Here is a 23,710-nt window from a genome sequence, read left to right on the forward strand (position 1 = left end):
GTCTGCATATTTTTTGCGCGACGACATGCCCCCGGCCTGAGGGGCCAAGGGGAGCAACGGCGTACGCAGGTGAACATACCGCTGCCGGGGAGCCCGGAGGAAGTGGGGACGGCGATCCTGCAGGGGCGGTGGTCCTGCAGGGGCCGCGAGATCGTCCGGCGAAGTGGTGGGCGGCGCTGCGCCGACGTGGCCCGCGGCGCGTGTGGCGTCAGGCGGGGCGCGGGTCCTCAAGGAACCGGCGGAGCGAGTCCGTCATCGCGGCCACGAAGGCGTCGCGGGTCTGCTCGGTGACCAGGTCCAGGGACAGGTAGGGGTTGAGGTCCTCCAGCTCGACCAGGAGCAGTTCGCCCTCCTGCGTGCGGCAGGCGTCCACACGCTGGATGCCGTGGTCGAGGGTGTTCCACTCGATGAAGCGGCGGGCGAAGGCGAGGTCGGCGTCGGTGGCCTCGTAGGGTTCGAGGGCCCAGCGCCGGTCGGGGTCGGGAGCGTGGAGGGCGTACTGGAAGGCGTCGTCGACGTAGTAGAACGACACCTCGTAGCGGAAGTCGATGCGCGGCTGGACGAGGATGTGGCCGTAGGCGAGGCCGCTCAGCTGGTCCGGGGGTATGAAGGAAAGGCCGATGGAGTCCGCGCCGGCCTTCGGCTTGACGGCGTACTGCGCGGCCTCGGGCAGCAGGTGCAGGTCCTGGGGCCGGTCGATGGTGGGGATGACCGGGTGTCCGGTGGCGGTGAGGTCCAGCAGGTACTGCTTGCCGGCCATGTCGCCGCGCCCGGACAACGGGTTGTAGACCCGGGTGCCGAGGGCCCTGGCGCGGTCCCGAAAGGCGTCGTACTCCTTCTGGTAGTGCAGCACGGGACCGCTGTTGCGGACCACGACCGCGTCGAAGGCGTCCATCAGCGCGGCGGCGTCGAGGGGGTGGCAGAGGGCGAGGTCGAAGTCGTCGCGCAGGCGGGAGGTCAGGAGGATGTCCTCGTCGCCGTAGCGCCGCCCGCGGGCCGGGTAGGCGAGATCGGTCACGAACAGGACGCTCGGGCGGGCGGGCATGGCGCATCTCCTCGGGGCGGGGCCCGCCAGCCTACCCAGCGGGGGCGGCGCGCCCGACCCGGCACCTGGTGCCGGAGGCGGACGGTGGCGGTGCCCGGCAGCAGGCCGGAGGGGCCGGGGCAGGCTCGGGGTGGTGGGCCGCCGTCGTCGTAGGGCTCGCCGTCGTCGGGGCGGTCGCCGTCGTCGGGGTCGCCGTCGTCGTCACGGGGCCCCCGGTGGAGGCCGCCCGGTCACCGGCGGGGGCCGTAGTTCCAGTAGTGGTCCGGGTAGTCCCCGCACGGGTACTGCATCAGGGGAGCCTGCGGGGCGCTGCTGCGGTAGGAGACGGCGAGGCACTGGTGGCTGTTGTCGTTGACGAAGCGGAGGCCGTTCGGCCACTTCTCGATCTTCCAGGACTGCCCGGGGCTGTTCCTGCACGTGGACTGGATGACGGGGGCGGCGGCTTCGGTGCTGGAGTCCCGGACGGAGAGGCACAGTGCGCTGTTGTAGCTGACGATCCGGTAGTAGGTCTCCCCCTCGGCGTCGGTGTAGGACTTCTGGGCTTCCCAGAAGTGGTCGGGGTAGTCCCCGCAGGGGTACTGCTGGACCTCCCGGCCCTCCTCCCTGGTGCCGCCGGCTGTGGCCATGCACTGCGAGCTGTTGCCGTTCTTGATCGCCACCGGCACCGGTGGCGGGACGGCCGGGGTGCCGCCGAGGCGGCCGGGCATCGAGGGCTCCGCGCCCGGTTTCGGTACGGAGGTGGCGGACGCCGGCGGCGGTACGGGCCCGCCGCTCGCGTTCGGTGCCGAGGGGGCGGCGGGTGCAGGCAGGGTGCCGGGGGCTGGGGTCGGAGCCGCCGTACCCCCCGGCGCCGGGGCGGCGGGTGCGGGGGTGGCGGGTGCGGGAGCCGCCGGGGCAGGGAGTGCGGGGGCTTGAGCCGCCGGTGCGGTGGCAGCCGCTTCGGTTCGAGGGGCTGTGCCGCTCGGCGGGGGAGAGGGCGAGGGGGTGACCGGCGCCGCTCCCGGAGCCGGTGGAGGACTGCCGTCTGCCGTTGCCGAGGAGGGGCCGGCGGTCGTCGCACCGGCTGCGGGCCCCACCCGGGCCCCGGCTGCCTGGGGGGCCGAGTCGAAGCGGGCCGGAGCGTCCACGCCGACGCGCATGCCCACCAGTACCCCGGTCAGGAGCAGCACTGCGGCCAGTGCCGCCCCAGCCGCGCCCATGGCTGCGCCGCTGCGGGCCGTTCGGCGGCGCCGTGGGCCGGGGCCCCCGCCGCGCGGGGGGCCGACCGTCGCTCGGCCCAGCACGAACGGACCGGTCAGGCGGTTGTCCGGGGCCCGGACCAGCTCGCCGCGGACAATCCTCGGGCCGGCACAGGCGGGGGCCATCCGCATCACGTCCCGGCAGCGGTCGGCCAGGGCCTCCCGCACCCTGACCAGGTCGGTTTCCAGGCGCCGCAGCACCGGGAGGTGTGCTGCCACCTCGCCGGTCCCGGTCGGAATGCTCCCGGCCGGTTCGATGCCGGTCGTCGGTTCGATCCCGGCCGGCACGGTCCCGGTCGTCTGTTCGGCTCCGGCCGGTACGCTGCCGGTCGTCCCGGCCCCCGGCGTCCTGACGACGGCCGCCCCGGCTCCCGGCGGCTGCCGGTCGCCGCTCGCCAGGGCCTGCGTCCGCGTCCGGTCGACCAGGAGACCTACGGCGTCCTGTTCCCGCTCGGCCGTCCGCTGCACCTCGCGCGCGGTCTCCCTGATCCGCCGCACCTCGGCGAGGCAACGCGTCGCCTCCCGCAGCCGGGCCCGCCGCAGCTCCGCCGGCTCTCCGTCGTTCAGGGTCGGGGACGCGGGGCCCGCCTCGTCCGTGGCACCGGCGCCCAGTTCACCCCGTAACTCGGCCACGATCGCCACCAGCACCCGGATCAGTTCCTCCGACTCCGCGACGCCCGCCTCGGCCTGCCGTTGTGCCTGCCGGGCCCGGTCCAGTGCCTGCTGCGCGGCCGAGCGTTCCGCGGCGGGCGGACGGAGCCCCTCGGCCGCCCGGGCGGCCTGTTCGTGCAGGTGCGCGGCGCGTGCCAGCAACACCGCCCGGGCCCCCGGGTCCGCCCGGTGGTCGTGTATCAGCCGCTGGAGCAGGTGCCACGGGATGTCCTTCTCCGCAGAGCGGTACTCGCTCCAGCTGGTCCTGCCGGCCGGGTAGCGCTGCGCGAGCTTGCGGACGGTGATCCCCGCGGTCACCTCCCGCACGAACCGGGCCAGGGCGTCCGCCTGTTCGGTCTCTCCCTTGAGCCGCCCCTGCGGGCGTCCAGCACCAACCACCCCGTGCCCCCTGCCTTGTCCGCGGCCAAACCGGATTGTCCGTCGCTCACCTGAGCGCCGGCGGATTCTTGTAGATGGACAATCAAAACAGGTCGCACTCTGGAGTCTCCACCGGTTCTTCGGACAACTTGCCGGCCTCCCGGGAAGTCGGGGAGGCGCCCCGGTCACCGCTGCGCCCGGCGGACTCCTGACGCACGACTCGCGCCGCGCGACCGGGGCCGTGCTCGGCGGGAGTAGCCCCTCCTCGCAGGCGTCGGGAGCGCTGCGGGCGGATGGCGCGGAAGCCCTCAGCACCGCCGAGTCCGCAGCACCGGCAAGTCCTCGGTACCGGCGGGCCCGCAGTGCCGGCGAGTCCTCAGTGCCGGTAAGTCCTCAGCAGCGACAGGAAAGAGGAACGAGATGCGCAACCGGTTCGAGCCGGCGACGGCCGGAGGAGTCTTCCCCGGCGTCGGCGGCAACGGGTGCACCGACACCGCGTGGAGTCTCACCGGCGGCACGGCCGTCACCCGTGGGACTGCCACGGTGGTGCGACGCGGGGGTGGCGTCCGTGAGCATCACTCCGGGTGAAGGCCGGTCAGGCACGGTCCGACCGAGGAACAGGAGTGTACGGGTGTCGAAGAAGACTGCCGTTGTCGCGACCGCTGTCGCAATGGTTCTCCTGCCGTTCGCGGGGGTCGCCTCCGCGGCCACGCCGCTGCCGTGCGGATCGGGCTACCAGTGCGACGACTTCGATCCGGGGAAGGCCAGTTGGGACAAGAAGGACACCGATGACCGGACGAGCCTCGGCTGCTCGACGGTCGAACTCCGGTCCGGCAAGAACAACGGTTCCTGGTACGCGTGGGGCCGGCTCACCGTCGGCAGTGTCTGCGGCCGGTACGACGCCTGGATCGACCGCTCCTACGACGGAGGGAAGAGCTGGACGCTGGTCGGCTACTTCGAGGTGACCGACATCGAGGGGTCGAACTTCGGCAACATGTTCTACTGGCCGGACGGTGCCAAGATCAGGGCCGGTCTCAAGAAACATGGGGACCCGTTCAGCAAGTGCAAGACGACCGCCTGGCACTGAGCCGGGACCGGTCGGCCGGTGCGTCGCTCCCGACCCTGGGCCGGGCCGGGAGCGACGCACCTGTACGGTGCCCCGAGCCGGTCCGGCGCGTGTCCGGCGGGGGCAGCCAGGGGGTTCCTCTGCCGGAGACCTCTCAGGCGCCGCTGTTGCGGAGCATCTCCTCGCGCTCCACCACCTTGACCCGCTCCCGCCCCTGCGCCTCGCCGAGCGCCCGCTCGTGGGCGTCGAGCCGCTGCCAGCCGTCCCACGTCGTGTAGCGGACGCCCCGCTCGCGCAGGTGGGTGACGACGGCCTCCGGGTCCGGCGCGGCGGCGCCCGGCAGCCGTCCGGCGGTGTGGTCGGCGAGCAGGCAGGCGACGGTCTCGTTGGCGTCGCCCTTGGTGTGGCCGATCAGGCCGACCGGGCCGCGCTTGATCCAGCCCGTGACGTAGGTGGCGGCCTGGTGCGAGCCGTCGCCGGCCAGGACGCGGCCGGCCTCGTTGGGGACGGTGCCCGAGACGGGGTCGAAGGGCAGCTTGGGCAGTTCGTCGGAGTAGTAGCCGATCGCCCGGTAGACGGCCTGCACGTCCCAGTCGGTGAAGCGGCCGGTGCCCCGGACGTTGCCGGTGCCGTCGAGTTCGGTGCGCTCCGTGCGCAGGCCGCTCACCCGGCCGTCCGCGCCGATCACCTCGACCGGGGACTCGAAGAAGTGCAGGTGGATCCGGTGGGGCCGGTCGCCGACATCGCGGATCGCCCAGTTCTCGAGCGTCGACGCGACCATGTCGACGTGCTTCGCGCCCCGGCGCTCGGCGATCGACCCGTCGTCGTACTCGATGTCCTCGGGGGCGACGATCACCTCGATGGTGGGTGAGTGGTCGAGTTCGCGCAGCTCCATCGGGCTGAACTTGGCCTGGGCCGGCCCGCGGCGGCCGAAGACGTGCACCTCCAGCGCCTTGTTCCGCCGGAGCCCGGCGTGGACGTTCGGGGGGATCTCGGTGGACAGCAGCTCGTCGGCGGTCTTGGCTAGGATCCGGGCGACGTCCAGGGCGACGTTGCCCGCGCCGAGCACGGCGACCTTCTCGGCCTCCAGCGGCCAGGTACGGGGGACGTCCGGGTGTCCGTCGTACCAGGAGACGAAGTCGGCGGCGCCGTACGAGCCGTCCAGGCCGACGCCCGGCATGTCGAGCGCACGGTCGGCCGTCGCGCCGGTGGCGAAGACGGTGGCGTCGTAGAAGCGGTGGAGGTCGTCGAGGCCGAGGTCCCCGGGGTAGTCGATGTTGCCGAAGAGGCGGATCTGTGGCTTGTCCAGCACCTGGTGGAGTGCGGTGACGATGCCCTTGATCCGCGGATGGTCGGGCGCCACGCCGTAGCGGATCAGCCCGAACGGGGCGGGCATCCGCTCGAACAGGTCGATCGAGACCCCGGGCTCCAGGGCGGCGTCGGACTTCAGCAGGGCGTCTGCGGCGTAGATGCCGGCGGGGCCGGCTCCGACGATCGCGATACGGATCGGGCGGGACATGTCGGGGCGTTCCTCCGGGCAGACGGGCAGACGGACGGCGAGCAGACAGGCGGCGGGGGCGAGGGGGCGGGAGGTCGGGTGTCTGAAGCAAACCCGCTCCCCACCCGCGGCTGTAGCCGCCTGGGGCCTATGGCCCCATAGAGCACACCTATGACTCGCCCGCCCGCCGGGCGCACGCTCGACGTCGCGCACGACCGTCGCTGTCGCGTACCGACGCCGAGCGTCAGCGCTGCGCCCGGCCGGCCCGTACGACGAGGAGGTGGCGGACGGCGTGGCGGGCGTCCTCCAGGGGGTGGCGGGAGCGGCGGACGCGGGCGAGCAGGACCGCGCCCTCCAGCAGGGCGAGGGCCTGGCCGGATGCGGTCTCCGCCTCGGCCTGGTCGAAGCCCTCGGACGTCAGGCGTTCGGTGAGGACGGCCTGCCAGCTCGCGTAGACCTCGGCGCAAACGGTGCGCAGCGCCTCGTTGGCGCCGGCCACCTCCAGGCCGACGGTGGCGATGGGGCAGCCCTTGGTGTAGCCGGACTCCTCCAGGCGGGTGGTGAAGACCTCGGTGAGCTGTCCGACGATCGCGGCGGCGTCCGCGTCCTTGCGGGCCAGGGCCTTGAGGAGCTCCTCGATCTCCCGGCCGGCCTGGCGCAGGGCGGCGGCGACCAACTGGTCCTTGCCCTCGGGGAAGTGGAAATAGAGCGAGCCGCGCGGTGCGCCGCTCTCCGCCACGATCTGGTTCAGGCCGGTGCCGAAGTAGCCCTGCGCCTCGATCAGACTGCGCGTCCCGGCGATCAGCCGGGCGCGGGTCTCCTCACCCTTGACTCCCATGCGGAAACAGTAGACCGGTCTGCATATTCCTGTCGACCAGGTGAGAACGCCGTCGTCCGTCGTCCGGCGTTCGTCGTCCGCCGCCGTTGTCCTCTGGTCCGCCCTCCGCCAGTGCGCCCTCCGCCAGCGCGCCCGTCCGTCCGGCGGCAGGGCTCAGGCCGCCTGCTTGGCCGTCCGCCACTCCGGGGCCAGCACCGACCAGATCTCCTCGTCGTGCCGCACCCCCCGGTACAGGTAGCTCTCCCGGAGCACGGCCTCCCTCGTCATCCCGAGCCGGCGGGCGACGGCGATGCTGGGCTCGTTCCCCGCCGAGACCCACCACTCCACGCGGTGGATGCCGCGCTCCTCGACGGCCCAGTCGATGATCGCGCGCACGGCCCTGGTCACCAGACCCTTGCCCGCGGCCGCCGGCTCCAGCCAGCAGCCCGCCTCGGCGATGCCCTGCCCGACCTCGAACCGCCGGAACAGCACCGCGCCGACCAGCAGGCCCTCGGCCGTCCGGATACCGAAGAGCCGCCCGCTGTCGGCGGCGGTCTTCTCCGCGTACGCCTGGAGGAACGCCCGGCTCGACTCCACGTCCGTGACGGCGTCGGGCAGGCCGTTGAACCGTCCGATGAACTCCCGCCCCCGGTCCACGTGAGCCAGGAACTCCTCGGCCTGCCACGGCTCCAGCGGGCCCAGCACCGCGCCGTCCTCGCCCAGCGTCATCGCGTACATGGTCACCTTCCGGGATCGGGGGCGGCACACGCCGCCGGGCGATCTTCTCACGGGGCGGCCGGCGCGGGTCCGTCGCCGGAGCACCGGTGAACCGGTGGGCGGGTGAGCCGCCTGCGGTGCGCCAAGTGCCCTTGTTCCGCGTGGAGATGGAACGGAGAGGGAGCCATGGACGGCACGATCGCGGTGGCCCGGGCCCGGGCCACCCGGCCCGTACCGCACCCGCGTTACTGCTCCTAGGAGAAGGAGCCGAAGGTCGCCCGCCCCGTCGGACGGTACGTGTGGATGGCGATGCCGCTGCCGGTGGTGACTGAGCCGGCCAGCCGGAAGGAGGTCGGTAGCCCGTCCTCCGGGAAGAGCCGCCGGCCGCGGCCCAGGACCACCGGGTACACCAGCAGGTTGTATTCGTCGATCAGGTCATGGGCCATCAGCGACCGCGCCAGGGCGCCGCTGCCGTGGATCTGCAGTTCGCCGTCGGGTGCGTCCGGCAGCCGTTCCTTGAGCGCGGTGACCTCGGCCGCTGTGGCGCCGGCGAGCACCTGGCTGTGCGCCCACTGCGGGTCGGTCAGCGTGCGGGAGGCGACGTACTTGGGCAGGGTGTTGAGCCGTTCGGCGGTCGGGTCGGTCATCTTCGGCCAGTAGGCGGCGAAGAGGTCGTACGTGCGCCGGCCGAGCAGCAGCGCCCCGGCCCGGCCGAGGACCCCGGTCATGAAGCGGTTCATGTCGTCGTCGGCGAAGGGAACCAGCCAACCGCCGTACGGGAAGCCCTCGCCCGGGTCCTCCTCGGGGCCGCCGGGTGCCTGCATCACGCCGTCCAGCGTGAGGAAGGTGGTGAGGGTGAGCTTGGCCATCGGACGTCTCCCTGTCGGGCCGGTTGCGGGTTGCTCCCCCCTCGGGTTCCACCCCGGCCCCAATCTCCCAGACTCCGCCGTCCCGGCCGCGCCCGCCGCGCCGGAGCCCGTCCGGTCCTGCCCCGGCCCTTCACCGGTCCTGCTCCCGGCCCCTCCCCGGCCCTTCACCGGTCCTGCTCCCGGCCCCTCCCCGGCCAGTCTCCGGCCCGTCTCCCGTCGCGGTGTCCCGGCCTGTTTCCCGGCCCCCCGTCTCGCCTGCGTTGTCCGCCTCCGTTGCCCGTCCGCGTGTGTGCGGACCTCCGGAGTCGTGCGGACCTCCGGAGTCGCGCGAAAACGGCTGTGGGCCCGCCGAGATGACGGGCCCACAGCCGGGAGGGAGGATCAGCCGACCGAGACGGCGCTCCAGGCGGCCGCGACCGCCTTGTACTCGGTGCTGTTGAGACCGTAGAGGTCCTTCGCGGCGTTCAGGGACGCGGTGCGCGCGCCCTTGTAGTCCGTGGTGGACGTCATGTAGACGGTCAGCGCGCGGTACCAGATCTTGGCGACCTTCTGGTTGCCGATGCCGGTCACCGTCGAGTTGTTGCAGGTGGGGCTGTTGTAGGTGTAGCCGTTGATGGTCTTGGTGCCGCTGCCCTCACTGGCCAGGTAGAACCAGTGGTTGCCGACGCCCGAGGAGTTGTGCACGTCGAGCTGGCCGACCTTGCGGCTCCAGCAGTCGGCGGACCGGCCGTCCAGCGAGGGCTTGTCCATCCGGCGCAGCCACGGCGGGGTGGACTGGTCGCTGAACAGGTAGTCGGGGGTGTCCACCTTGTTGTTGGCGTACCACTCGACCATCGTTCCGAAGATGTCGCTGGTGGACTCGTTGAGGCCGCCGGACTCGCCGCTGTAACGGAGGTTGGCGGTGGCGCTGGTGACGCCGTGGGTCATCTCGTGGCCCATGGTGTCGAGGTCGACCTGCTCGGGGTCGGTGGTGCCGTCGCCGTCGCCGGTCATCATGCAGAAGCAGCTGTCGGACCACTGGGCGTTGTCCCAGTTGGTGCCGACGTGGACGAAGACGGTGGCGCCCTTGCCGTCGTTCTTGATGCCGCTGCGGCCGAAGGTGTTCTTGTAGTAGTCGTACGTCCAGGCGGTGTTGGCGTGGGCGTCGACGGCCGCAGTGGCGCGGTCGGTGGAGAACTTCTTGCCGTCGCCCCAGACGTTGTCGGCGTCGGTGAAGAGCGTCCCGGAGTTCGCGTTGAGCGAGCCGGACGACGCGTTGTGGGCGTCCTTGGTGATGGTCCCGCGCACCGGGTCGATCAGCGAGAAGCCGCTGGTCGTCTGCGTGGTGTCGATGGTGACGTCACCGGTGTACTCGGAGTGGCCGGTGCCGGCGGCCTGGTGCTCGGAGTCGTAGGACTCGATCTGCTCGCCGGTGGTGGCGTCGGTGACGACGACCTTGCCGGCCGGCTGGCCGTGCTCGCCGACGCCGGCGACGGTGGTCTTCCAGGCGAGCCGGGGCGTGCCGTCGGCGGCCCAGACGACCAGCTCGGGCGAGCTGGTGGCGGCGCCGATGGTCGGCGCGGCCTGGAGCGCCTGGCCGGCGCTCGCCTGCGCCGGGACCTTCGGGACGGTGGACTTCACCGAGGCGTCGTGGGCCGCCGCGCGGGTGGAGTCCTTGAGCCGGCCGCGTGCGTCCTGGTGGACCACCAGGTCGCCGCCGACGACGGGCAGTCCGAGGTAGGTGCGGTCGAAGCGGACGTGCTGGGTGCCGTCGGCGTCGATGATGACGTCCTTGACCTGAAGGTCCTGGCCGTCGCCGAAGCCGAAGACTCCGGCGTTGTGGGCGACGTTGGCCCTGGCCTGGGCGATCGCCGCGTCACGGCCGGTGGGGGCGGCGGACGCCGTGCCGGCCTGGAAGGTGGCGGCGACGAGAGCGGCGGTGGCCGCTATGGCTCCGGCCGCGAGGTGGCGGCGGTGAGAGGAGGTGGGGCTCACTCTGACTCCAGTCGGGGTAGCTGCAGGGAAAGAGCTGCGACCGAGATTGACGGTGGGCAGCCAACCTCGGCTAGACATTGCGTCAGATCTTGACCAAGTTGTGTCCTGTACTGATCAAATTTGATCGACTGCGAACACTTTTTTGAGGTCGGCCCCATGACGATTCGCTACACCTGGCGCGACGCCTTCACCGACGACGAGCTCAGCGCCCTGCACGCCGAAGGCTTCGGTCACCCGGCCGTGAGCGTCGACTGGCGCTCCCGGCTGGAGCGCCACAGTCTCGGCTGGGTCTGCGCCCGCCCCGCCGGCGGCGGTCCGCTCACCGGCTTCGTCAACGTCGCCTGGGACGGCGGCGCCCACGCCTTCCTCCTCGACACCGTCGTCGCCACCACCGCCCGGCACGCCGGCGTCGGCACCCGCCTGGTCGCCGCCGCCGTCGACGGCGCCCGCGCCGCCGGCTGCGAGTGGCTCCACGTCGACTTCGAACCACACCTCCGCGGCTACTACCTCGACGCCTGCGGCTTCCGGACCACCGACGCCGGCCTCTTCCGCCTCTGACGCCCCCGCAGAGGGCGCCTCCGACGCCCCGGCCGAGCACGTCCCCGCCCCCCGACGCCCCGGCCGAGGACGCCCTACCGGAGGCCCCCCGCCGTTGGCCGCCGCCCTCTGGACACCTACGCCTCGCCCATTGGCACCCCGCCCGTGCCCGGCAGACCGTAGGCTCGCCGGATGGACGGATGGGTGGGGGCCTGGACGGGTGGCCGGCGGGCCGTGCACCTCGGCAACGTGGCCGATTTCAACGAGCAGTTCTTCGCGGCCGGCATGGGCGAGGAACAGCGGGCGCGGCGGCTGCGGCAGGCGCACCACTACGCGGGCATGGCCACCTGCTACAGCCCGGAGCCGGCGCTGGTCGTCCTGCCGGCGGAGGTCGAGGCGGCCTGGATCGACTGGCTGGCACGGGAGTTGGCGTGGGGGCCGGTCGAGCTGTACAGCGGGGTCGCGCCCGGGGAGACCATCGCCCGCGCCCTGGCCGCCCGGCCGGCGCTGGCGGCGCGGATCGTGGACGGCCCCGAGGCGGTGGTGCCCTGGGGGCGGACGGCCGCACAGGGGGAGGGGCCCGGCCTGGCCGCGGTACGGCGGTACGAGTCCAAGGCGGCCGCACACGGGCTCTTCACCGAACTGGCCCCGGAGCATCCGGGGATCGTCGTGCCGCGCCAGGAGCAGCCGGACTCCCCGCGCCGCACCGCCCGCCGGCTCACCGCCCGGGCCGGCCGTGGCCTGACCACGGTGGTCAAGAGCCCGCACGGCGTCGGCGGCTACGGCACCGTCGTGGTCACCCCGCAGCAGCTGTTCGCGGCCGGCGGCGCGCGGGCCCTGCTGCGCCGGCTGGCCCGGGAGGAGGTGCTGCCGCCCGGCGGCGCGCTGCTGCTGGAGGAGTACATCGACGGTGGCCGGGCGGAGCACCTGCGCGACCTCACCTTCGACGCGGTGATCGGCGAGGACGGGACGGTCCACCCGGTCGGTGTCGGCGCGATGGACGTGGACGGCACCCGGTACCAGGGCGTGACGGTCGGCCCGGGCGTGGTGCCGCCCGGTGCGGCGGCGACCGCCGGGCGGTTCGGCCTCGCGGTGGGCGAGCGCCTCGCCGCCGAGGGCCACCGCGGCTGGTACGACGTCGACTTCGTCACCGACCGGGAGCGCCGGCTCGCCCCCACCGAGACCAACCTGCGGCTGACCGGGCCCGCGGTCGCCTTCGTGCTGCAGGCCCGGCTCGACCGGGTCCGCGGCCCCGGCCACGTGGTCCGCACCCTGGACGGGATGCCGCTCGGTGCCCGGCTCTCCCAGGAGGCGCTCCACGACCACCTGGACCGGCTGCGTCCGCGCTGCGCCGCGCTCGGCGTCACCCTGCTGCCGCTGGTCGTCACGGCGGGCTACGAGCCGGAGCCGGTCGTCGGTCTGGCGCTCGCCGCGCGCGGTGCCGGGACACCGGGTGCGGTCGAGGCCCTGGACGCGGCCCAGGCGCTGGTCGGGGCGGCCAACCAGGCCCTGGGCCGGATGTTCGAGGCGCTGCGCTGAGAGGGCTTGGCTACTGACTGAGCGTCACGGCGGTGCGGGCGTCACCGCGGTGGGGGCCTCGGGCCCCCGGGAGGCCCGCACCGCCGGGGGCATCAGCGCCGCTCGGGCCGCGGACGCCAGGCGAGGAAGCGCACCACGATCGCCGCCGCGACCATCAGCGCCGCTCGGGCCGCGGACGCCAGGCGAGGAAGCGCACCACGATCGCCGCCGCGACCATCAGCGCGATGTTGAACAGGTAGACCAGCACCGACTGTTGCGGCCAGTCCGTCGGCGAGCTGGTCCGGTACAGGTTGTCCTGCGGCCACCAGGAGGCCAGCAGCCAGAACATCGAGAACGTGGTGGCGACGGAGAGCCACGGCGGCCGTCCGTACCGGGAGACGATCGGCGCGCCGAAGAACAGGAAGGCCATGCCCACGCCGAACGACAGCCACTCGAAGAGGTAGAGGATCCGGAAGTAGAAGGCGTAGGGGTCGGGGACCGCGGAGACATCGGTGGAGCCCGGCCAGAAACCGTCGGTCACCAGCCAGGCCAGCCCGGCGAAGAGCAGCGAGAGGACGACCCAGCCGCAACCCGTTCCGCACCCGTCGCCGGACGCGCCCGTCCGGCCGGCGCCCGCCTTGCCGCCGCTCTTGCCGCCCTTGGAGCCCCGTGACGCGCTGAACGAGAAGTAGTGGCGCGGGGCCGGCAGCGGCAGGGCGGAACGGTCGCGCTTGCCCGCCCGGGTGCGGGGGAGTGCGGGCAGCGGCACCACCGCTACCGGCGCCGCTCCGGCCGGCAGCTGCTTCGCCAGGTAGGCGGAGAGCGACCAGGCGTCCACCTCGTCGGCCCCGGACGAGGCCACCGCGTACCCGACCACGACGCGCCGCCCCGGCTCCGGCTCCACCTCGGCGACGGCGGCCTCCCGCACCGCCGGGTGGGCGCGCAGCACGCCCTCGGCGCGCGCGGCCCGGGTGACCCGCTCGACCACGTCGGCGGCCTGCACGGAGTCGGTGGGACCGACCACGCCCTCGGCCCGGGCGGTGAACTCCAGGACGCCGTCCTCGCGGACCCGGCCGAGGTCGCCGGTCAGCAGCACCCGACCGTCGGGGTCGAAGACCGCCCGGACGAAGCGCCGCGCCGTCTCCTCGGGCCGGTTCAGATAGCCCCGGCCCAGGCCCGGGCCGGCCACCGCGATCTCGCCGACCTCCCCGCGCGGCAGCGGGGCGCCGTCCGGGCCGAGCACGTGGACGCGGGCGCCGGGGAAGGGGGTGCCGACCAGCGAGACCCGTTCGCTGAGCTCGCCGCCGGCCGAGCCGGCGGCGTCGAAGTAGCTGCTGTCCACGGACGCCTCGGCGAGGCCGTACACGTTCAGCACCCGCGCGCAGGAGCCGCCGGTGCTCCCGTCGCGGCCGAGCAGCCGTTGGAGGCTCAGCTGCTCGTCCAGGTACCACTTCTCGGCCCCCACGGTCAGCAGTCGAACGCTCGGCAGCGAGCCGCCGGTCGCCTCCAGGTGGTCGCGCAGCCGGCGCGCCGTACGGACGTTGAGCTCCAGCACGGTGATCCGCTCGGCGGCCACCAGCGCCGGGAGATCGGCGATGTCGGCGGTGCGGTCCAGGGTGAGGTTGCGCGGGGCGACCACGAGGGTGGCGCCGGTGCAGAGCGCGCGCACCCAGTCGGCGGTGAAGACGTCGAACTCCAGGCTCGCCGTCTGCAGGATCCGGTCGGCGGGGGAGAGCCCGTACACCTCGTGCCAGCCCCGGTGGGCGGCCAGCAGGTTGCGGTGCTCGATCAGCGCGCCCCGGGGCAGACCGGTCGAGCCGGAGGTGAAGAAGACGCAGGCGAGGTCCTCCGGCCCGGTGGACACCTCCGGCGGGCCGGCGGGCAGGGCGGCTATCGCCTCCGCCGCCGAGTCCACGCAGACCACCGCCCGCCCGCTGGTGTCCGTCAGCCGTACCCGGTGGGCCTCCTCGGTGACGAGCAGCGCGGGATCGGCGTCCGCCAGCACATGGCGCAGCAGCGGATCGGGCGCGCCCGGCTCCAGCGGCACGAACGCGCCGCCCGCCTTCAGCACCGCGAGCAGCGCGACGAACACCTCGGTGCCCCGGCCCAGCGCCACCGCCGCCCGGCCGCCCGGCGCCAGGCCCTGCGCCACCAGGTGACGGGCCAGCCGGTCCGCCCGCGCGTCCAGCTCACCGTACGTCAGCTCCCGGACGCCGCACCGGACGGCGACCGCGCCCGGCGACCGCCGCGCCTGCTCCTCGAACCGCCCGTGCAGCGTCCCCGCCCACCCCGTCGGTTCTGCGTCCTGTGCCACGGGCCTCGTGTCCGGCCTCGTCGGTCCGGCGTCCTGTGCCCCCGGCTTCGCGTCCCGCCCCGCCGGTTCGGCGTCCTGTGCCCCCGGCTTCGCGTCCCGCCCCGCCGGTTCGGCGTCCTGTGCCCCCGGCTTCGCGTCCCGCCCCGCCGGTTCTGCGTCCCACCCCATCCGTCCAGCCCCCTTCACACCGTGCTTCGCAACGATCCTCCCGCCAACTGCCGCCCGGCGACAGGGGCGTGCAGCAGACCGCTCACGTGCGCCCCCTCGCTCCGCCCGTCCACCCCTCGGACGGGCCCGGCCGCCGCCGCGCGGACGGTTGTACTCTGCACGCGTACGGTCGGCGGCTGCCCGCCCGGCGCGGCGCCGCACCCCGCTCCCCTGCCCGGCGCCAACCCCCGGAGGACCGCCCGCCATGAGTACGTCCGACCCGCTGCCCACCGGCCCGCTGCTGCGCACCCGCGACGTGGATGTCGTCCGCGACGGCCGCTACCTGCTGCGCGGGATCACCCTGGCCATCGAGCCGGGTCAGCACTGGGCGCTGCTCGGCGCCAACGGCGCGGGCAAGTCCACCCTGCTCGGACTGCTCGGCGCGGTCTCCCACCCCACCCACGGCGAGGTGGACGTGCTCGGCCGCAGGCTCGGCCGGGTCGACATCCGTGACCTGCGCGCCCACCTCGGCCACGTCAACCCGCGCCACCCGCTGCGCTCGCCGCTGACCGTGCGCGAGGTGGTGCTCACCGGCACCCGCAACACCATCGAACCGGACCTCAACCGTAAGCCCGCCCCCGAGGAGCTCGAGCGGGCCGGGCGGCTGATCGAGACCCTCGGCATGGCCGCGATCGCCGAATCCCCCTGGACGACGCTCTCCCAGGGTGAGCGCGGCCGCACCCTGATCGCCCGCGCGCTGATGCCCAGCCCCCGCCTGCTGCTGCTCGACGAGCCCGCCACCGGCCTCGACCTCACCGCCCGTGAGCTGTTGCTGGACAGCCTGGACCTGCTGCGCCACCAGCACCCGGAGCTGGCGAGCGTGCTGGTGACGCACCACCTGGAGGAGCTGCCGGAGAGCACCACCCACGCGCTGCTGCTGCGCGAGGGCGAGTGCGTCGCGGCCGGGCCGGTGGACGAGGTGATGACGACCGAGCTGATCAGCACCTGCTTCGGCCACCCGATCCGGATCAGCCGGCACGAGGGCCGCTGGACCGCCCGCGCGGCCGCCCGCCGTACGCCGGAGCGCTGACGCGGCGGGAGGCGGCCGGACGGAATGCCGTCGGACGGGTGGCCGTCGGACGGGTGGGCACCGGACGGGAGGGCCGAGGGGAGCGGTGACGCAGGTGGCCGCCGAGGTCAACCCCGCCGTTCGGCGGGCCGGTGGCCGGAATTCGTCGGTGGGCTGACGACATGCTGCTGCCAAGGCGGTCCCCACCTGGGCGGATCGTGAACGGGGGGCGGTGTAGACGGCGAAATCAGATATCCCTAAGGTATGCCTTAGCTAAGTGGGTGGGGGTCCGGGTGGCTCCGGTTCCCGCACCCACACTCAGCCCTGCCCTGGTTCACCCTGCCTTCCCGCTGGAGCCCTCATGTCCGCCCGTCGTTCCACCGCAGCCACGCTGCTCACCCTCGCTGTGGCGACTGCCGCGCTGGCCGGTTGCTCGCAGAAGAAGGACGACAAGGCGTCCGCCGACGCGGTGAAGGTGAACGCCACCGACACCGCCTGCGAGGTCTCCAAGACCAGCTTCCCGGCCGGCCACGTCGTGATCGACATCACCAACAAGGGCTCGAAGACCACCGAGGTCTACGTCTACGCCGCCGGTGACAAGATCATCACCGAGCGCGAGAACATCGGCCCCGGCACCAAGGCGACCATCAACGCCGAGATCAAGGCCGGCTCGTACGAGGTCGCCTGCAAGCCCGGCATGGTCGGCGACGGCATCCGCCAGAAGATCACCGTCACCGGTGACGCCTCCGCCGCGGCCGCCCCGGCCGACCCGCGGCTGACCGCCGCCGTCGACGCCTACCGCACGTACGCCCAGGAGCAGGCCGACGCCACCATCCCGGCCGTCGAGGCCTTCGCCGGCGCGATCAAGGCCGGTGACCTGGAGAAGGCCAAGTCGCTGTACGCCCCGTCGCGTACCGGCTGGGAGCGCACCGAGCCGGTCGCCGAGAGCTTCGGTGACGTGGACCCGAAGACCGACACGCGCGAGGACAAGCTGGAGCCCGGCCAGGAGTGGACCGGCTGGCACAAGCTGGAGAAGTCGCTCTGGGCCGACGCCAAGATCGGCGACGACGAGAAGAAGCTCGCCGACCAGCTGGTGGCCGACCTGAAGGACTGGCAGAAGAAGATCCCCGAGGCGGAGATCACCGCGACCAGCATGGCCAACGGCGCCAAGGAGCTGCTGGACGAGGTCGCCACCAACAAGATCACCGGCGAGGAGGACCGCTACAGCCACACCGACCTGGTGGACTTCGCCGCCAACGTCGAGGGCGCGCAGAAGGCCTACGAGCTGCTGAAGCCGGTCGCCTCGGAGAAGGACACCGAGCTGGCCAAGACCCTGGACTCGGAGTTCGCCGCGATCCAGGCGCTGCTGGCCAAGTACAAGCAGGCCGACGGCACCTACACCTCGTACGACAAGGTGACCGAGGCCGAGCGCAAGGCCTTCTCCGACGCGGTGAACTCGCTGGGCGAGCCGCTGTCGAAGCTGGGTGCCGCGGTCGTCGTCAAGTAGTACCCGTCCGGCCGTTCCCGCCCGGGGCGGCCAGGCAGAACAGCATCTCCACCACATCGCCGTGGCGGCCCGAGCGGCCGCCACGGCATCCGTGAGTTCAGTACAGAGAAGGGCCCGCCCGCAGATGGACGCCGAGAACGAGCAGCAGACCGGGACTCCGGCCGGCACCGACGCCGCCACCACTCCCGCTGCCTCCGAGACCGCAGCTGCCACCACCAGCGCCACTGCCACCGTCGCCGCGCGGGACGCCGCCGCCCGCGGCCCGGTCAGCCGGCGAGCTGTGATCGGCTGGGCCGGTGCCGGGGTGGCCCTCGGCGCGGCCGGGGTCGGCTCGGTGGCCGCCGCGACCCGGCAGGACGACCCGGCGCCGGCGCCGGCCGCCGCCGTGGGCGGGGAGATCCCCTTCTACGGTGACCACCAGTCGGGTATCTCCACCCCGGTCCAGGACCGGTTGCACTTCGCCTCGTTCGACGTGTCGGCCACGGCCACCCGCGAGTCGCTGGTGAAGATGCTGAAGGAGTGGACGAAGGCGGCCGCGGCGATGACCGGCGGGCGTGAGGTCGGCAGCGGCGCCGCGAGTGGGCTGCCGGAGGCGCCGCCGGACGACACCGGCGAGGCCCTGGGCCTGCCGGCCTGCCGGCTGACCCTCACCATCGGCTTCGGCCCGACCCTGTTCGAGAAGGACGGCGTGGACCGCTTCGGCCTCAAGGCCAGGCGCCCCGAGGCCCTGATCGACCTGCCGAACTTCAAGGGCGACAAGCTCGACCCGCAGCGCAGCGGCGGTGACCTGTGCATCCAGGCCTGCGCCGACGACCCGCAGGTCGCCGTGCACGCGATCCGCAACCTGGCCCGGATCGGCATGGGCACGGTCAACATCCGCTGGTCGCAGCTCGGTTTCGGCAAGACCTCCTCCACCACCCCGGACGCGCAGACGCCGCGCAACATGATGGGGTTCAAGGACGGCACCCACAACATCGCCGGCACCGACGCGGCGAAGCTCGCCGAGCACGTCTGGGTCGCCCCCGGCGAGGGCGCGGACTGGATGACCGGCGGCTCGTACCTGGTCGCCCGGCGGATCCGGATGCACATCGAGACCTGGGACCGCACCTCGCTCAAGGAGCAGGAGGACGTCTTCGGCCGGACCAAGGGCGAGGGTGCCCCGTACGGCAAGGCCAAGGAGCACGACGCGCCGGACCTCAAGGCGATGCCCGACGACTCGCACGTGCGCCTGGCCCACCCGGACAGCAACAACGGGCTGATGATCCTGCGCCGCGGTTTCTCCTTCACCGACGGCACCGACGGTCTCGGCCGCCTGGACGCCGGCCTGTTCTTCCTCGCCTACCAGCGGGACAGCCGCAAGGCGTTCGTGCCGCTGCAGCAGCGTCTGGCGGGCAGCGACAAGCTCAACGAGTACATCCAGCACGTCGGCTCCGCCCACTTCGCCTGCCCGGCGGGCGTCCGCAAGCCCGGCGAGTGGTGGGGCCAGGCCCTCTTCGGCTGATCCCCTGTCCCGTTCAACCCCGAGGAGAGTGCCGTGTTCGGCAACTACCTGATCGGCCTTCGCGAGGGCCTCGAAGCCAGCCTGGTCGTCTGCATCCTGATCGCCTATCTGGTCAAGACCGGCCGCAAGGACAGGCTGCCGCCGATCTGGGGCGGCGTCACGGCGGCCGTCGTGCTGAGCATGGCCTTCGGTGCCGTCCTCCAGTTCGGCTCCTCCCAGCTGACGTTCGAGGCGCAGGAGGCGCTCGGCGGCACGCTGTCGATCCTCTCGGTCGGTCTGGTCACCTGGATGGTGTTCTGGATGCGCCGCACCGCCCGCCACCTGAAGACCGAGCTGCACGGCAAGCTGGACGCGGCGCTCGCGATGGGCACGGTCGCGCTGGTGGTGACCTCCTTCTTCGCGGTCGGCCGCGAGGGGCTGGAGACGGCGCTGTTCATCTGGTCGGCGGTGCAGGCGACCGGTGACGGCTACAACCCCCTGATCGGTGCGGCGCTGGGCCTGCTCACCTCGGTGGTCCTGGGCTGGCTGTTCTACCGCGGCGCGCTGAAGATCAACCTGGCGAAGTTCTTCACCTGGACCGGCGCGATGCTGGTCGTCGTCGCCGCCGGTGTACTCGCCTACGGCGTGCACGACCTGCAGGAGGCCGGCTGGCTGCCCGGCCTGCACGACCTGGCCTTCGACATCAGCAGCACCATCCCCAAGGACAGCTGGTACGGCACCCTGCTGAAGGGCGTCCTGAACTTCCAGCCGGACCCCACCGTCCTCCAGCTGGTGATCTGGGCGGCGTACCTGATCCCGACCCTGGCGGTCTTCTTCGGTGTCTTCGGCGGCAGGCCGGCCAAGCCGCTCGCCCCGAAGCAGGGCTCCGCCGGGTCGGCCGCCTGACCGCGTCCGGCCCCCGCACCACCTGACCGCCCCGCCCGGCACCCGCCGGGCGGGGCGGTCCGCGTTGGGGGGCGTCGGCCGGGGGTGTCAGTGGCCGCCGCGCACCCCCGCCGCGAACACCAGCAGGATGACGACCCCGATCACCCCGAGGACGATCGGCCAGGGGCTCATCTGCTGGCGGAAGCCGCCCGCGTCGTGCGACTCGGACAGGTGCTGTTCGGCCTTGGCCCGCGCGAACATGCCCGCCCGTTTGCGATAGCCGCAGCCCTCGCAGACCACGTACCGCGTGTTGTCCGGGCCCCGGGTGACGATCCGCACCGTGTGCTCGTGACCGCCCGGGCCGTCGCCCGTGATCCTGCTCGTCTCCATGCCGCCCTCCCCGTTGTCCCCGAGTGGGACATCGTCCCACGCGGCACCGACAGCCAAGCCGGCCGGAACCCCGCCCACAGCCGGGGAACTGACTGGGGCTCAAAAGTTAACCTCCAGGGTCTACCCGCGTAAACCCCGCGCACGCCATGCTGGTTGCCGGCCCGGGCCACTCCGCCCGGGGGCTTCGGCCTGCCCTCACACCGACCCAGGAGTCCCTGCATGTCCGCGATACGCACGCCCCGCCGTGTCCTGGCCGCCGCCTTCGGCGCCCTGCTGCTCGCCCTCACCACCCTGCTGGCCGGCGCCGGCAGCGCCCAGGCCGCCCTGCCCACCCCGGTCTCGGCCGCCACCGCCCGTTCGTACCTGGCCTCGATCGCGGCGACCGCGGAGTCCCACGCCGACACCTACGACCGGGCGCTGTTCCCGCACTGGATCACCATCTCCGGCACCTGCAACACCCGCGAGACGGTCCTCAAGCGCGACGGCAGCGGCGTGACGACCGACTCCAGCTGCGCCTCCGTCAGCGGCAACTGGACGTCGGTGTACGACAACGTCACCACCACCAGCGCCTCCAGCTTCGACATCGACCACCTGGTGCCGCTCGCCGAGGCCTGGCGCTCCGGCGCCTGGGCCTGGACCACCGACCAGCGCAAGGCCTTCGCCAACGACCTGACCCGCCCGCAGCTGCTCGCGGTCTCCGCCAGCTCCAACCGCACCAAGGGCGACCAGGACCCGGCGAACTGGCTGCCGCAGACCTCCTACCGCTGCACCTACGCCCGCGCCTGGGTGCAGGTGAAGTACTACTACGGCCTGACCATCGACAGCGCCGAGAAGAGCGCGCTGACCTCGATCCTCAACGGCTGCTGACGAAACGTTTCACCGAAACGTTTCGCCCCCATGCCGGAGCCCCGGCCGGTACCCGATCCGGCCGGGGCTCCACCACGTCCACGCGTGGCCGCTACTCGCTCTTGATCGCGCCCAGGATGTCCATCCGGGAGGCCCGGCGGGCCGGCCAGAGGGCGGCCAGCAGGCCGATCAGGGCGGCTCCGGCCAGGAACCCCAGGATCTGGAGGGGCGGGACGACGGTGGTCATGTTCTTGAAGCTGTCCGCCAGCGTGCGGTTGCCGGCCCAGGCGGTGACGACGCCGAGCAGCACGCCGACCACGCCGCCGAACAGCGCGATCACCAGCGACTCCAGCCGGACCATCCGGCCGATGCCGCGCCGGTCCAGGCCGATCGCCCGCAGCATGCCGATCTCCCGGCGGCGCTCGAACACCGACATGGCCATGGTGTTGACGACGCCGAGCACCGCGATCACCACGGACATGCCGAGCAGCCCGTACATGATGTTGAGCACGGCGGTGACCATCTGGCGGTTCTCCGCCTTGATGTCCTTCTCGCCCTTGACGGCGATCAGCGGGTTGCCGCCGGTGGCGTCGCGCAGCGCCTGCTTCAGCTTGGCGTCCGCGCCGTTGGCGCCCTTGACCAGGACCTTCTCCAGGCCCGAGCCGGCCGAGGCGTGCGGGCCGACGACGGCGTCGGGGGCGATCAGGCCGCCCAGCGCGGTGTTGGCCTCCAGGACGCCGCCGACCGCCAGCGAGCCCCGGGCGCCGTCCGGGTAGGTGACGGCCAGGGTGGAGCCGACCTTGAGGTCGTGGCGCTCGGCGTAGCCGGAGCTGACGAGGAGCATGCCCTGCCGGAGCGCGTCGGCCGAGCCCTCCTTGACCTTGACGGTGGCCAGCTGGTCGATGGTGGTGGCGTCCACGCCGGTCAGCCACTGGGTGTCGCCGTCGGCGCCGGTCTCGACCGGGACGGTGCGCATCACGCTCATCGCGGCGACGCCGGGCGTCCGGGCGACCTGGGCGGCGACCTCGGGGGAGAGCGTCGAGAAGTTCTGCATGGCGACCGTGTAGTCGGCCTTCATGTCGCTCGCGGTGGCTTCGTCCACGGCCTTGTTCACCGAGGCGCCGACCACGGTCAGCGCGGTGATCAGGGTGACGCCGATGGTGAGCGCCGAGGCGGTGGCGGCGGTGCGCCGCGGGTTGCGGACGGCGTTCTCCCGGGCCAGCTTGCCCGGCGTCCCGTACAGCCTGCGCAGCAGCGGGGCGAACAGCGCGATCAGCGGCCGGGAGAGCAGCGGCGTCAGCACGAAGACGCCGATCATCAGCGCACCGGCGCCGAGGCCGACCAGCTTGACCTCCTTGGCGGCCGAGCCGGCCACCAGGGCACCGACGCCTGCCGTGGCGAACAGCAGGCCGATCGTGTTGCGCACCAGCAGGCTCTTCTGGGTGGCCGGCTGCTCCGCCGAGCTCATCGCCGCGACCGGGGCGATCCGGGAGGCCCGGCGGGCCGGCAGCCAGGCGGCGAGCACGGTCACCGCGACGCCCACGCCGACCGAGGCGAGCACCGTGGACGGGCCGATGACCAGCGGGCCGTCCGGCAGGTTGGCCTCCAGCGGGCCGTTGAGCAGCGCGCGCAGACCGGCCGCGATCCCGATGCCGGCGAGCAGGCCGGCCACCGAGGCGGTCAGGCCGACGGCCAGCGCCTCGATCAGCACGGACCGGGTGATCTGCTTGCGGCTGGCGCCGACGGCGCGCAGCAGGGCGAGCTCCTTGGTGCGCTGGGCGACCAGCATGGTGAAGGTGTTGGCGATGATGAAGACGCCGACGAAGAGCGCGATGGCGGCGAAGACCAGCAGCGCGCTGCTCATGCCCTTGGTGCCGAGCTCGATCATCCGGTCCTGCTCGGCGGCGAGTTCGCGGCCGGTCCGGGCCTCGATCGCGTCGTCCTGCGGGACGGCCTGCCTGACGGCGGCGAGCAGCGCGGCGTCGTCGGCGCCGGGCTTGCCCTTGACGTCGATCTCGGCGAACCGGCCCGGGGTCAGGTAGAGCTGCTGGGCGGTCGCGGTGTCGAAGGCGGCGAGCGAGCCGCCGGAGACGACGCGCGGGTCGTTGGTCTGCAGGGTGCCGGTGAGCTTCAGCTCCATGACCGGGCCGTTGACAGCCACCCGGACGGTGTCGCCGACCTTGTAGCCGCCCTTGTCGGCGGTCTTCCGGTCGAGGGCGATCTCCCGGGCGTCCTTCGGCCCCCGGCCCTCGACCAGCGGGTAGCGCGGGTCGGTGCCGTCGGCGCCGGGCACGTAGTTGGTGCCGGTGGTGGAGAAGCCGTTGCCGATCAGCGCGCCCTTCTTGTCCGCGATGCCGGCGAAGCCGCTGACCACGCCGCGCGCCTCGGCGGCCCCCGGCAGGGCGGCCACCGCCTTGCGGATGTCCTCGGTGAGGGTGGGGCCGGTGGAGCCCCTGCTGCCGCGGTCGTAGCCGTTGCTGACGGCGCCGCGGTCGCTGACCGTCACGGCGATGTCGGTGTAGCTCCTGGCGCTCTGGGAGCGGAGCGCGTTGCCGAGGGTGTCCGTGAAGACGAGGGTGCCGGCGACGAAGGCGGTGCCCAGCATGACGGCCAGTGCCGTCATCAGCAGTCGGCCCTTGTGGGCCAGCACGTTGCGCAGTGCGGTGCGGTACATGGGGTGTCCTGGGGTCTGCGGAGGGGCGGGGTGCTGGCGGTGGGGCGTCAGCTGGTGCGGCCCTTGGCGTCGAAGCGGCGCATGCGGTCC

General features: G+C 73.0%; 18 protein-coding genes. 8 read left to right on the forward strand and 10 right to left on the reverse strand.

Annotated elements, in window-relative coordinates; translation table 11 throughout:
- Positions 1–208: 208 nt before the first annotated feature.
- Both ACZ3YO_RS34550 and ACZ3YO_RS34555 read right to left on the reverse strand, forming a co-directional pair.
- Positions 209–1,045 (reverse strand): ATP-grasp domain-containing protein, encoded by an 837-nt coding sequence (locus ACZ3YO_RS34550; RefSeq protein ID WP_465577463.1) that lies wholly within the window; start codon positions 1,043–1,045, stop codon positions 209–211.
- 230 nt (positions 1,046–1,275) lie between these two features.
- A complete protein-coding gene (locus ACZ3YO_RS34555; RefSeq protein ID WP_465577466.1) occupies positions 1,276–3,333 on the reverse strand; it encodes an RICIN domain-containing protein in 2,058 nt (685 codons plus the stop codon).
- Between the two features lie 610 nt (positions 3,334–3,943).
- Between ACZ3YO_RS34555 and ACZ3YO_RS34560 the strand changes: the two genes are divergently transcribed.
- Positions 3,944–4,399 carry a hypothetical protein gene (locus tag ACZ3YO_RS34560; protein WP_465577468.1) on the forward strand — a complete coding sequence of 152 codons (456 nt, stop codon included), beginning with the start codon at positions 3,944–3,946 and terminating at the stop codon, positions 4,397–4,399.
- Positions 4,400–4,532: 133 nt separating this feature from the next.
- Here ACZ3YO_RS34560 and ACZ3YO_RS34565 read toward each other — a convergent pair whose 3' ends face one another.
- The 5 genes from ACZ3YO_RS34565 to ACZ3YO_RS34585 all read right to left on the reverse strand — a co-directional run bounded on the left by ACZ3YO_RS34565 (position 4,533) and on the right by ACZ3YO_RS34585 (position 10,253).
- A complete protein-coding gene (locus tag ACZ3YO_RS34565; RefSeq protein ID WP_465577470.1) occupies positions 4,533–5,897 on the reverse strand; it encodes an FAD-dependent oxidoreductase in 1,365 nt (454 codons plus the stop codon).
- Positions 5,898–6,120: 223 nt separating this feature from the next.
- Positions 6,121–6,714, reverse strand: coding sequence for a TetR/AcrR family transcriptional regulator (locus ACZ3YO_RS34570; protein ID WP_465577473.1), 594 nt, complete (start codon positions 6,712–6,714; stop codon positions 6,121–6,123).
- Between the two features lie 153 nt (positions 6,715–6,867).
- The gene (locus tag ACZ3YO_RS34575; RefSeq protein WP_465577476.1) at positions 6,868–7,431 is read right to left on the reverse strand and encodes a GNAT family N-acetyltransferase; all 564 of its coding nucleotides are present in this window, start codon (positions 7,429–7,431) and stop codon (positions 6,868–6,870) included.
- Positions 7,432–7,664: 233 nt separating this feature from the next.
- Positions 7,665–8,279: a dihydrofolate reductase family protein gene (locus ACZ3YO_RS34580; protein WP_465577479.1), complete on the reverse strand. Its 615-nt coding sequence runs from the start codon at positions 8,277–8,279 to the stop codon at positions 7,665–7,667.
- 381 nt (positions 8,280–8,660) lie between these two features.
- The gene (locus tag ACZ3YO_RS34585; RefSeq protein WP_465577482.1) at positions 8,661–10,253 is read right to left on the reverse strand and encodes a M4 family metallopeptidase; all 1,593 of its coding nucleotides are present in this window, start codon (positions 10,251–10,253) and stop codon (positions 8,661–8,663) included.
- A gap of 156 nt (positions 10,254–10,409) precedes the next feature.
- Here ACZ3YO_RS34585 and ACZ3YO_RS34590 point away from each other — a divergent pair, with 156 nt between their 5' ends.
- A complete protein-coding gene (locus tag ACZ3YO_RS34590; RefSeq protein WP_465554751.1) occupies positions 10,410–10,811 on the forward strand; it encodes a GNAT family N-acetyltransferase in 402 nt (133 codons plus the stop codon).
- Between the two features lie 171 nt (positions 10,812–10,982).
- Entirely contained in the window at positions 10,983–12,329 is a 1,347-nt protein-coding gene (locus ACZ3YO_RS34595) for a hypothetical protein (RefSeq protein ID WP_465577486.1), read from the forward strand.
- A gap of 154 nt (positions 12,330–12,483) precedes the next feature.
- On the opposite strand, the gene ACZ3YO_RS34600 is transcribed toward ACZ3YO_RS34595, so the two are convergent.
- The gene (locus ACZ3YO_RS34600) at positions 12,484–14,622 is read right to left on the reverse strand and encodes an amino acid adenylation domain-containing protein (RefSeq protein ID WP_465577489.1); all 2,139 of its coding nucleotides are present in this window, start codon (positions 14,620–14,622) and stop codon (positions 12,484–12,486) included.
- 412 nt (positions 14,623–15,034) lie between these two features.
- Between ACZ3YO_RS34600 and ACZ3YO_RS34605 the strand changes: the two genes are divergently transcribed.
- From ACZ3YO_RS34605 to efeU, 4 genes are all read left to right on the forward strand, one after another.
- Positions 15,035–15,859 carry an ABC transporter ATP-binding protein gene (locus ACZ3YO_RS34605; protein ID WP_465577492.1) on the forward strand — a complete coding sequence of 275 codons (825 nt, stop codon included), beginning with the start codon at positions 15,035–15,037 and terminating at the stop codon, positions 15,857–15,859.
- Positions 15,860–16,199: 340 nt separating this feature from the next.
- Positions 16,200–17,345, forward strand: coding sequence for an iron uptake system protein EfeO (efeO, locus tag ACZ3YO_RS34610; protein WP_465577494.1), 1,146 nt, complete (start codon positions 16,200–16,202; stop codon positions 17,343–17,345).
- Between the two features lie 124 nt (positions 17,346–17,469).
- Positions 17,470–18,846: an iron uptake transporter deferrochelatase/peroxidase subunit gene (gene efeB / locus ACZ3YO_RS34615; protein WP_465577497.1), complete on the forward strand. Its 1,377-nt coding sequence runs from the start codon at positions 17,470–17,472 to the stop codon at positions 18,844–18,846.
- Between the two features lie 33 nt (positions 18,847–18,879).
- Positions 18,880–19,731 (forward strand): iron uptake transporter permease EfeU, encoded by an 852-nt coding sequence (gene efeU, locus ACZ3YO_RS34620; protein WP_465577499.1) that lies wholly within the window; start codon positions 18,880–18,882, stop codon positions 19,729–19,731.
- A gap of 87 nt (positions 19,732–19,818) precedes the next feature.
- On the opposite strand, the gene ACZ3YO_RS34625 is transcribed toward efeU, so the two are convergent.
- The gene (locus ACZ3YO_RS34625; protein WP_465577501.1) at positions 19,819–20,100 is read right to left on the reverse strand and encodes a hypothetical protein; all 282 of its coding nucleotides are present in this window, start codon (positions 20,098–20,100) and stop codon (positions 19,819–19,821) included.
- Between the two features lie 219 nt (positions 20,101–20,319).
- On the opposite strand from ACZ3YO_RS34625, the gene ACZ3YO_RS34630 reads away from it, so the two are divergent.
- Positions 20,320–20,967: an HNH endonuclease family protein gene (locus ACZ3YO_RS34630; RefSeq protein WP_465577504.1), complete on the forward strand. Its 648-nt coding sequence runs from the start codon at positions 20,320–20,322 to the stop codon at positions 20,965–20,967.
- A 91-nt stretch (positions 20,968–21,058) separates the two neighbouring features.
- Here ACZ3YO_RS34630 and ACZ3YO_RS34635 read toward each other — a convergent pair whose 3' ends face one another.
- Positions 21,059–23,620, reverse strand: a complete 2,562-nt coding sequence (locus ACZ3YO_RS34635) for an ABC transporter permease (protein WP_465577507.1) — start codon at positions 23,618–23,620, stop codon at positions 21,059–21,061.
- Positions 23,621–23,710: the final 90 nt, after the last annotated feature.

It is taken from the genome of Kitasatospora sp. NPDC022785 (genome assembly GCF_055561295.1).

Excerpts from the sequence above, each read along its gene's own strand:
- ACZ3YO_RS34550 (WP_465577463.1), bottom strand. The coding sequence starts at position 1,045 with ATGCCCGCCCGCCCGAGCGTCCTGTTCGTGACCGATCTCGCCTACCCG.
- ACZ3YO_RS34565 (WP_465577470.1), bottom strand. The coding sequence starts at position 5,897 with ATGTCCCGCCCGATCCGTATCGCGATCGTCGGAGCCGGCCCCGCCGGC.
- ACZ3YO_RS34570 (WP_465577473.1), bottom strand. The coding sequence starts at position 6,714 with ATGGGAGTCAAGGGTGAGGAGACCCGCGCCCGGCTGATCGCCGGGACG.
- ACZ3YO_RS34575 (WP_465577476.1), bottom strand. The coding sequence starts at position 7,431 with ATGTACGCGATGACGCTGGGCGAGGACGGCGCGGTGCTGGGCCCGCTG.
- ACZ3YO_RS34580 (WP_465577479.1), bottom strand. The coding sequence starts at position 8,279 with ATGGCCAAGCTCACCCTCACCACCTTCCTCACGCTGGACGGCGTGATG.
- ACZ3YO_RS34590 (WP_465554751.1), top strand. The coding sequence starts at position 10,410 with ATGACGATTCGCTACACCTGGCGCGACGCCTTCACCGACGACGAGCTC.
- ACZ3YO_RS34595 (WP_465577486.1), top strand. The coding sequence starts at position 10,983 with ATGGACGGATGGGTGGGGGCCTGGACGGGTGGCCGGCGGGCCGTGCAC.
- ACZ3YO_RS34605 (WP_465577492.1), top strand. The coding sequence starts at position 15,035 with ATGAGTACGTCCGACCCGCTGCCCACCGGCCCGCTGCTGCGCACCCGC.
- efeO (WP_465577494.1), top strand. The coding sequence starts at position 16,200 with ATGTCCGCCCGTCGTTCCACCGCAGCCACGCTGCTCACCCTCGCTGTG.
- efeB (WP_465577497.1), top strand. The coding sequence starts at position 17,470 with ATGGACGCCGAGAACGAGCAGCAGACCGGGACTCCGGCCGGCACCGAC.
- ACZ3YO_RS34625 (WP_465577501.1), bottom strand. The coding sequence starts at position 20,100 with ATGGAGACGAGCAGGATCACGGGCGACGGCCCGGGCGGTCACGAGCAC.
- ACZ3YO_RS34630 (WP_465577504.1), top strand. The coding sequence starts at position 20,320 with ATGTCCGCGATACGCACGCCCCGCCGTGTCCTGGCCGCCGCCTTCGGC.
- ACZ3YO_RS34635 (WP_465577507.1), bottom strand. The coding sequence starts at position 23,620 with ATGTACCGCACCGCACTGCGCAACGTGCTGGCCCACAAGGGCCGACTG.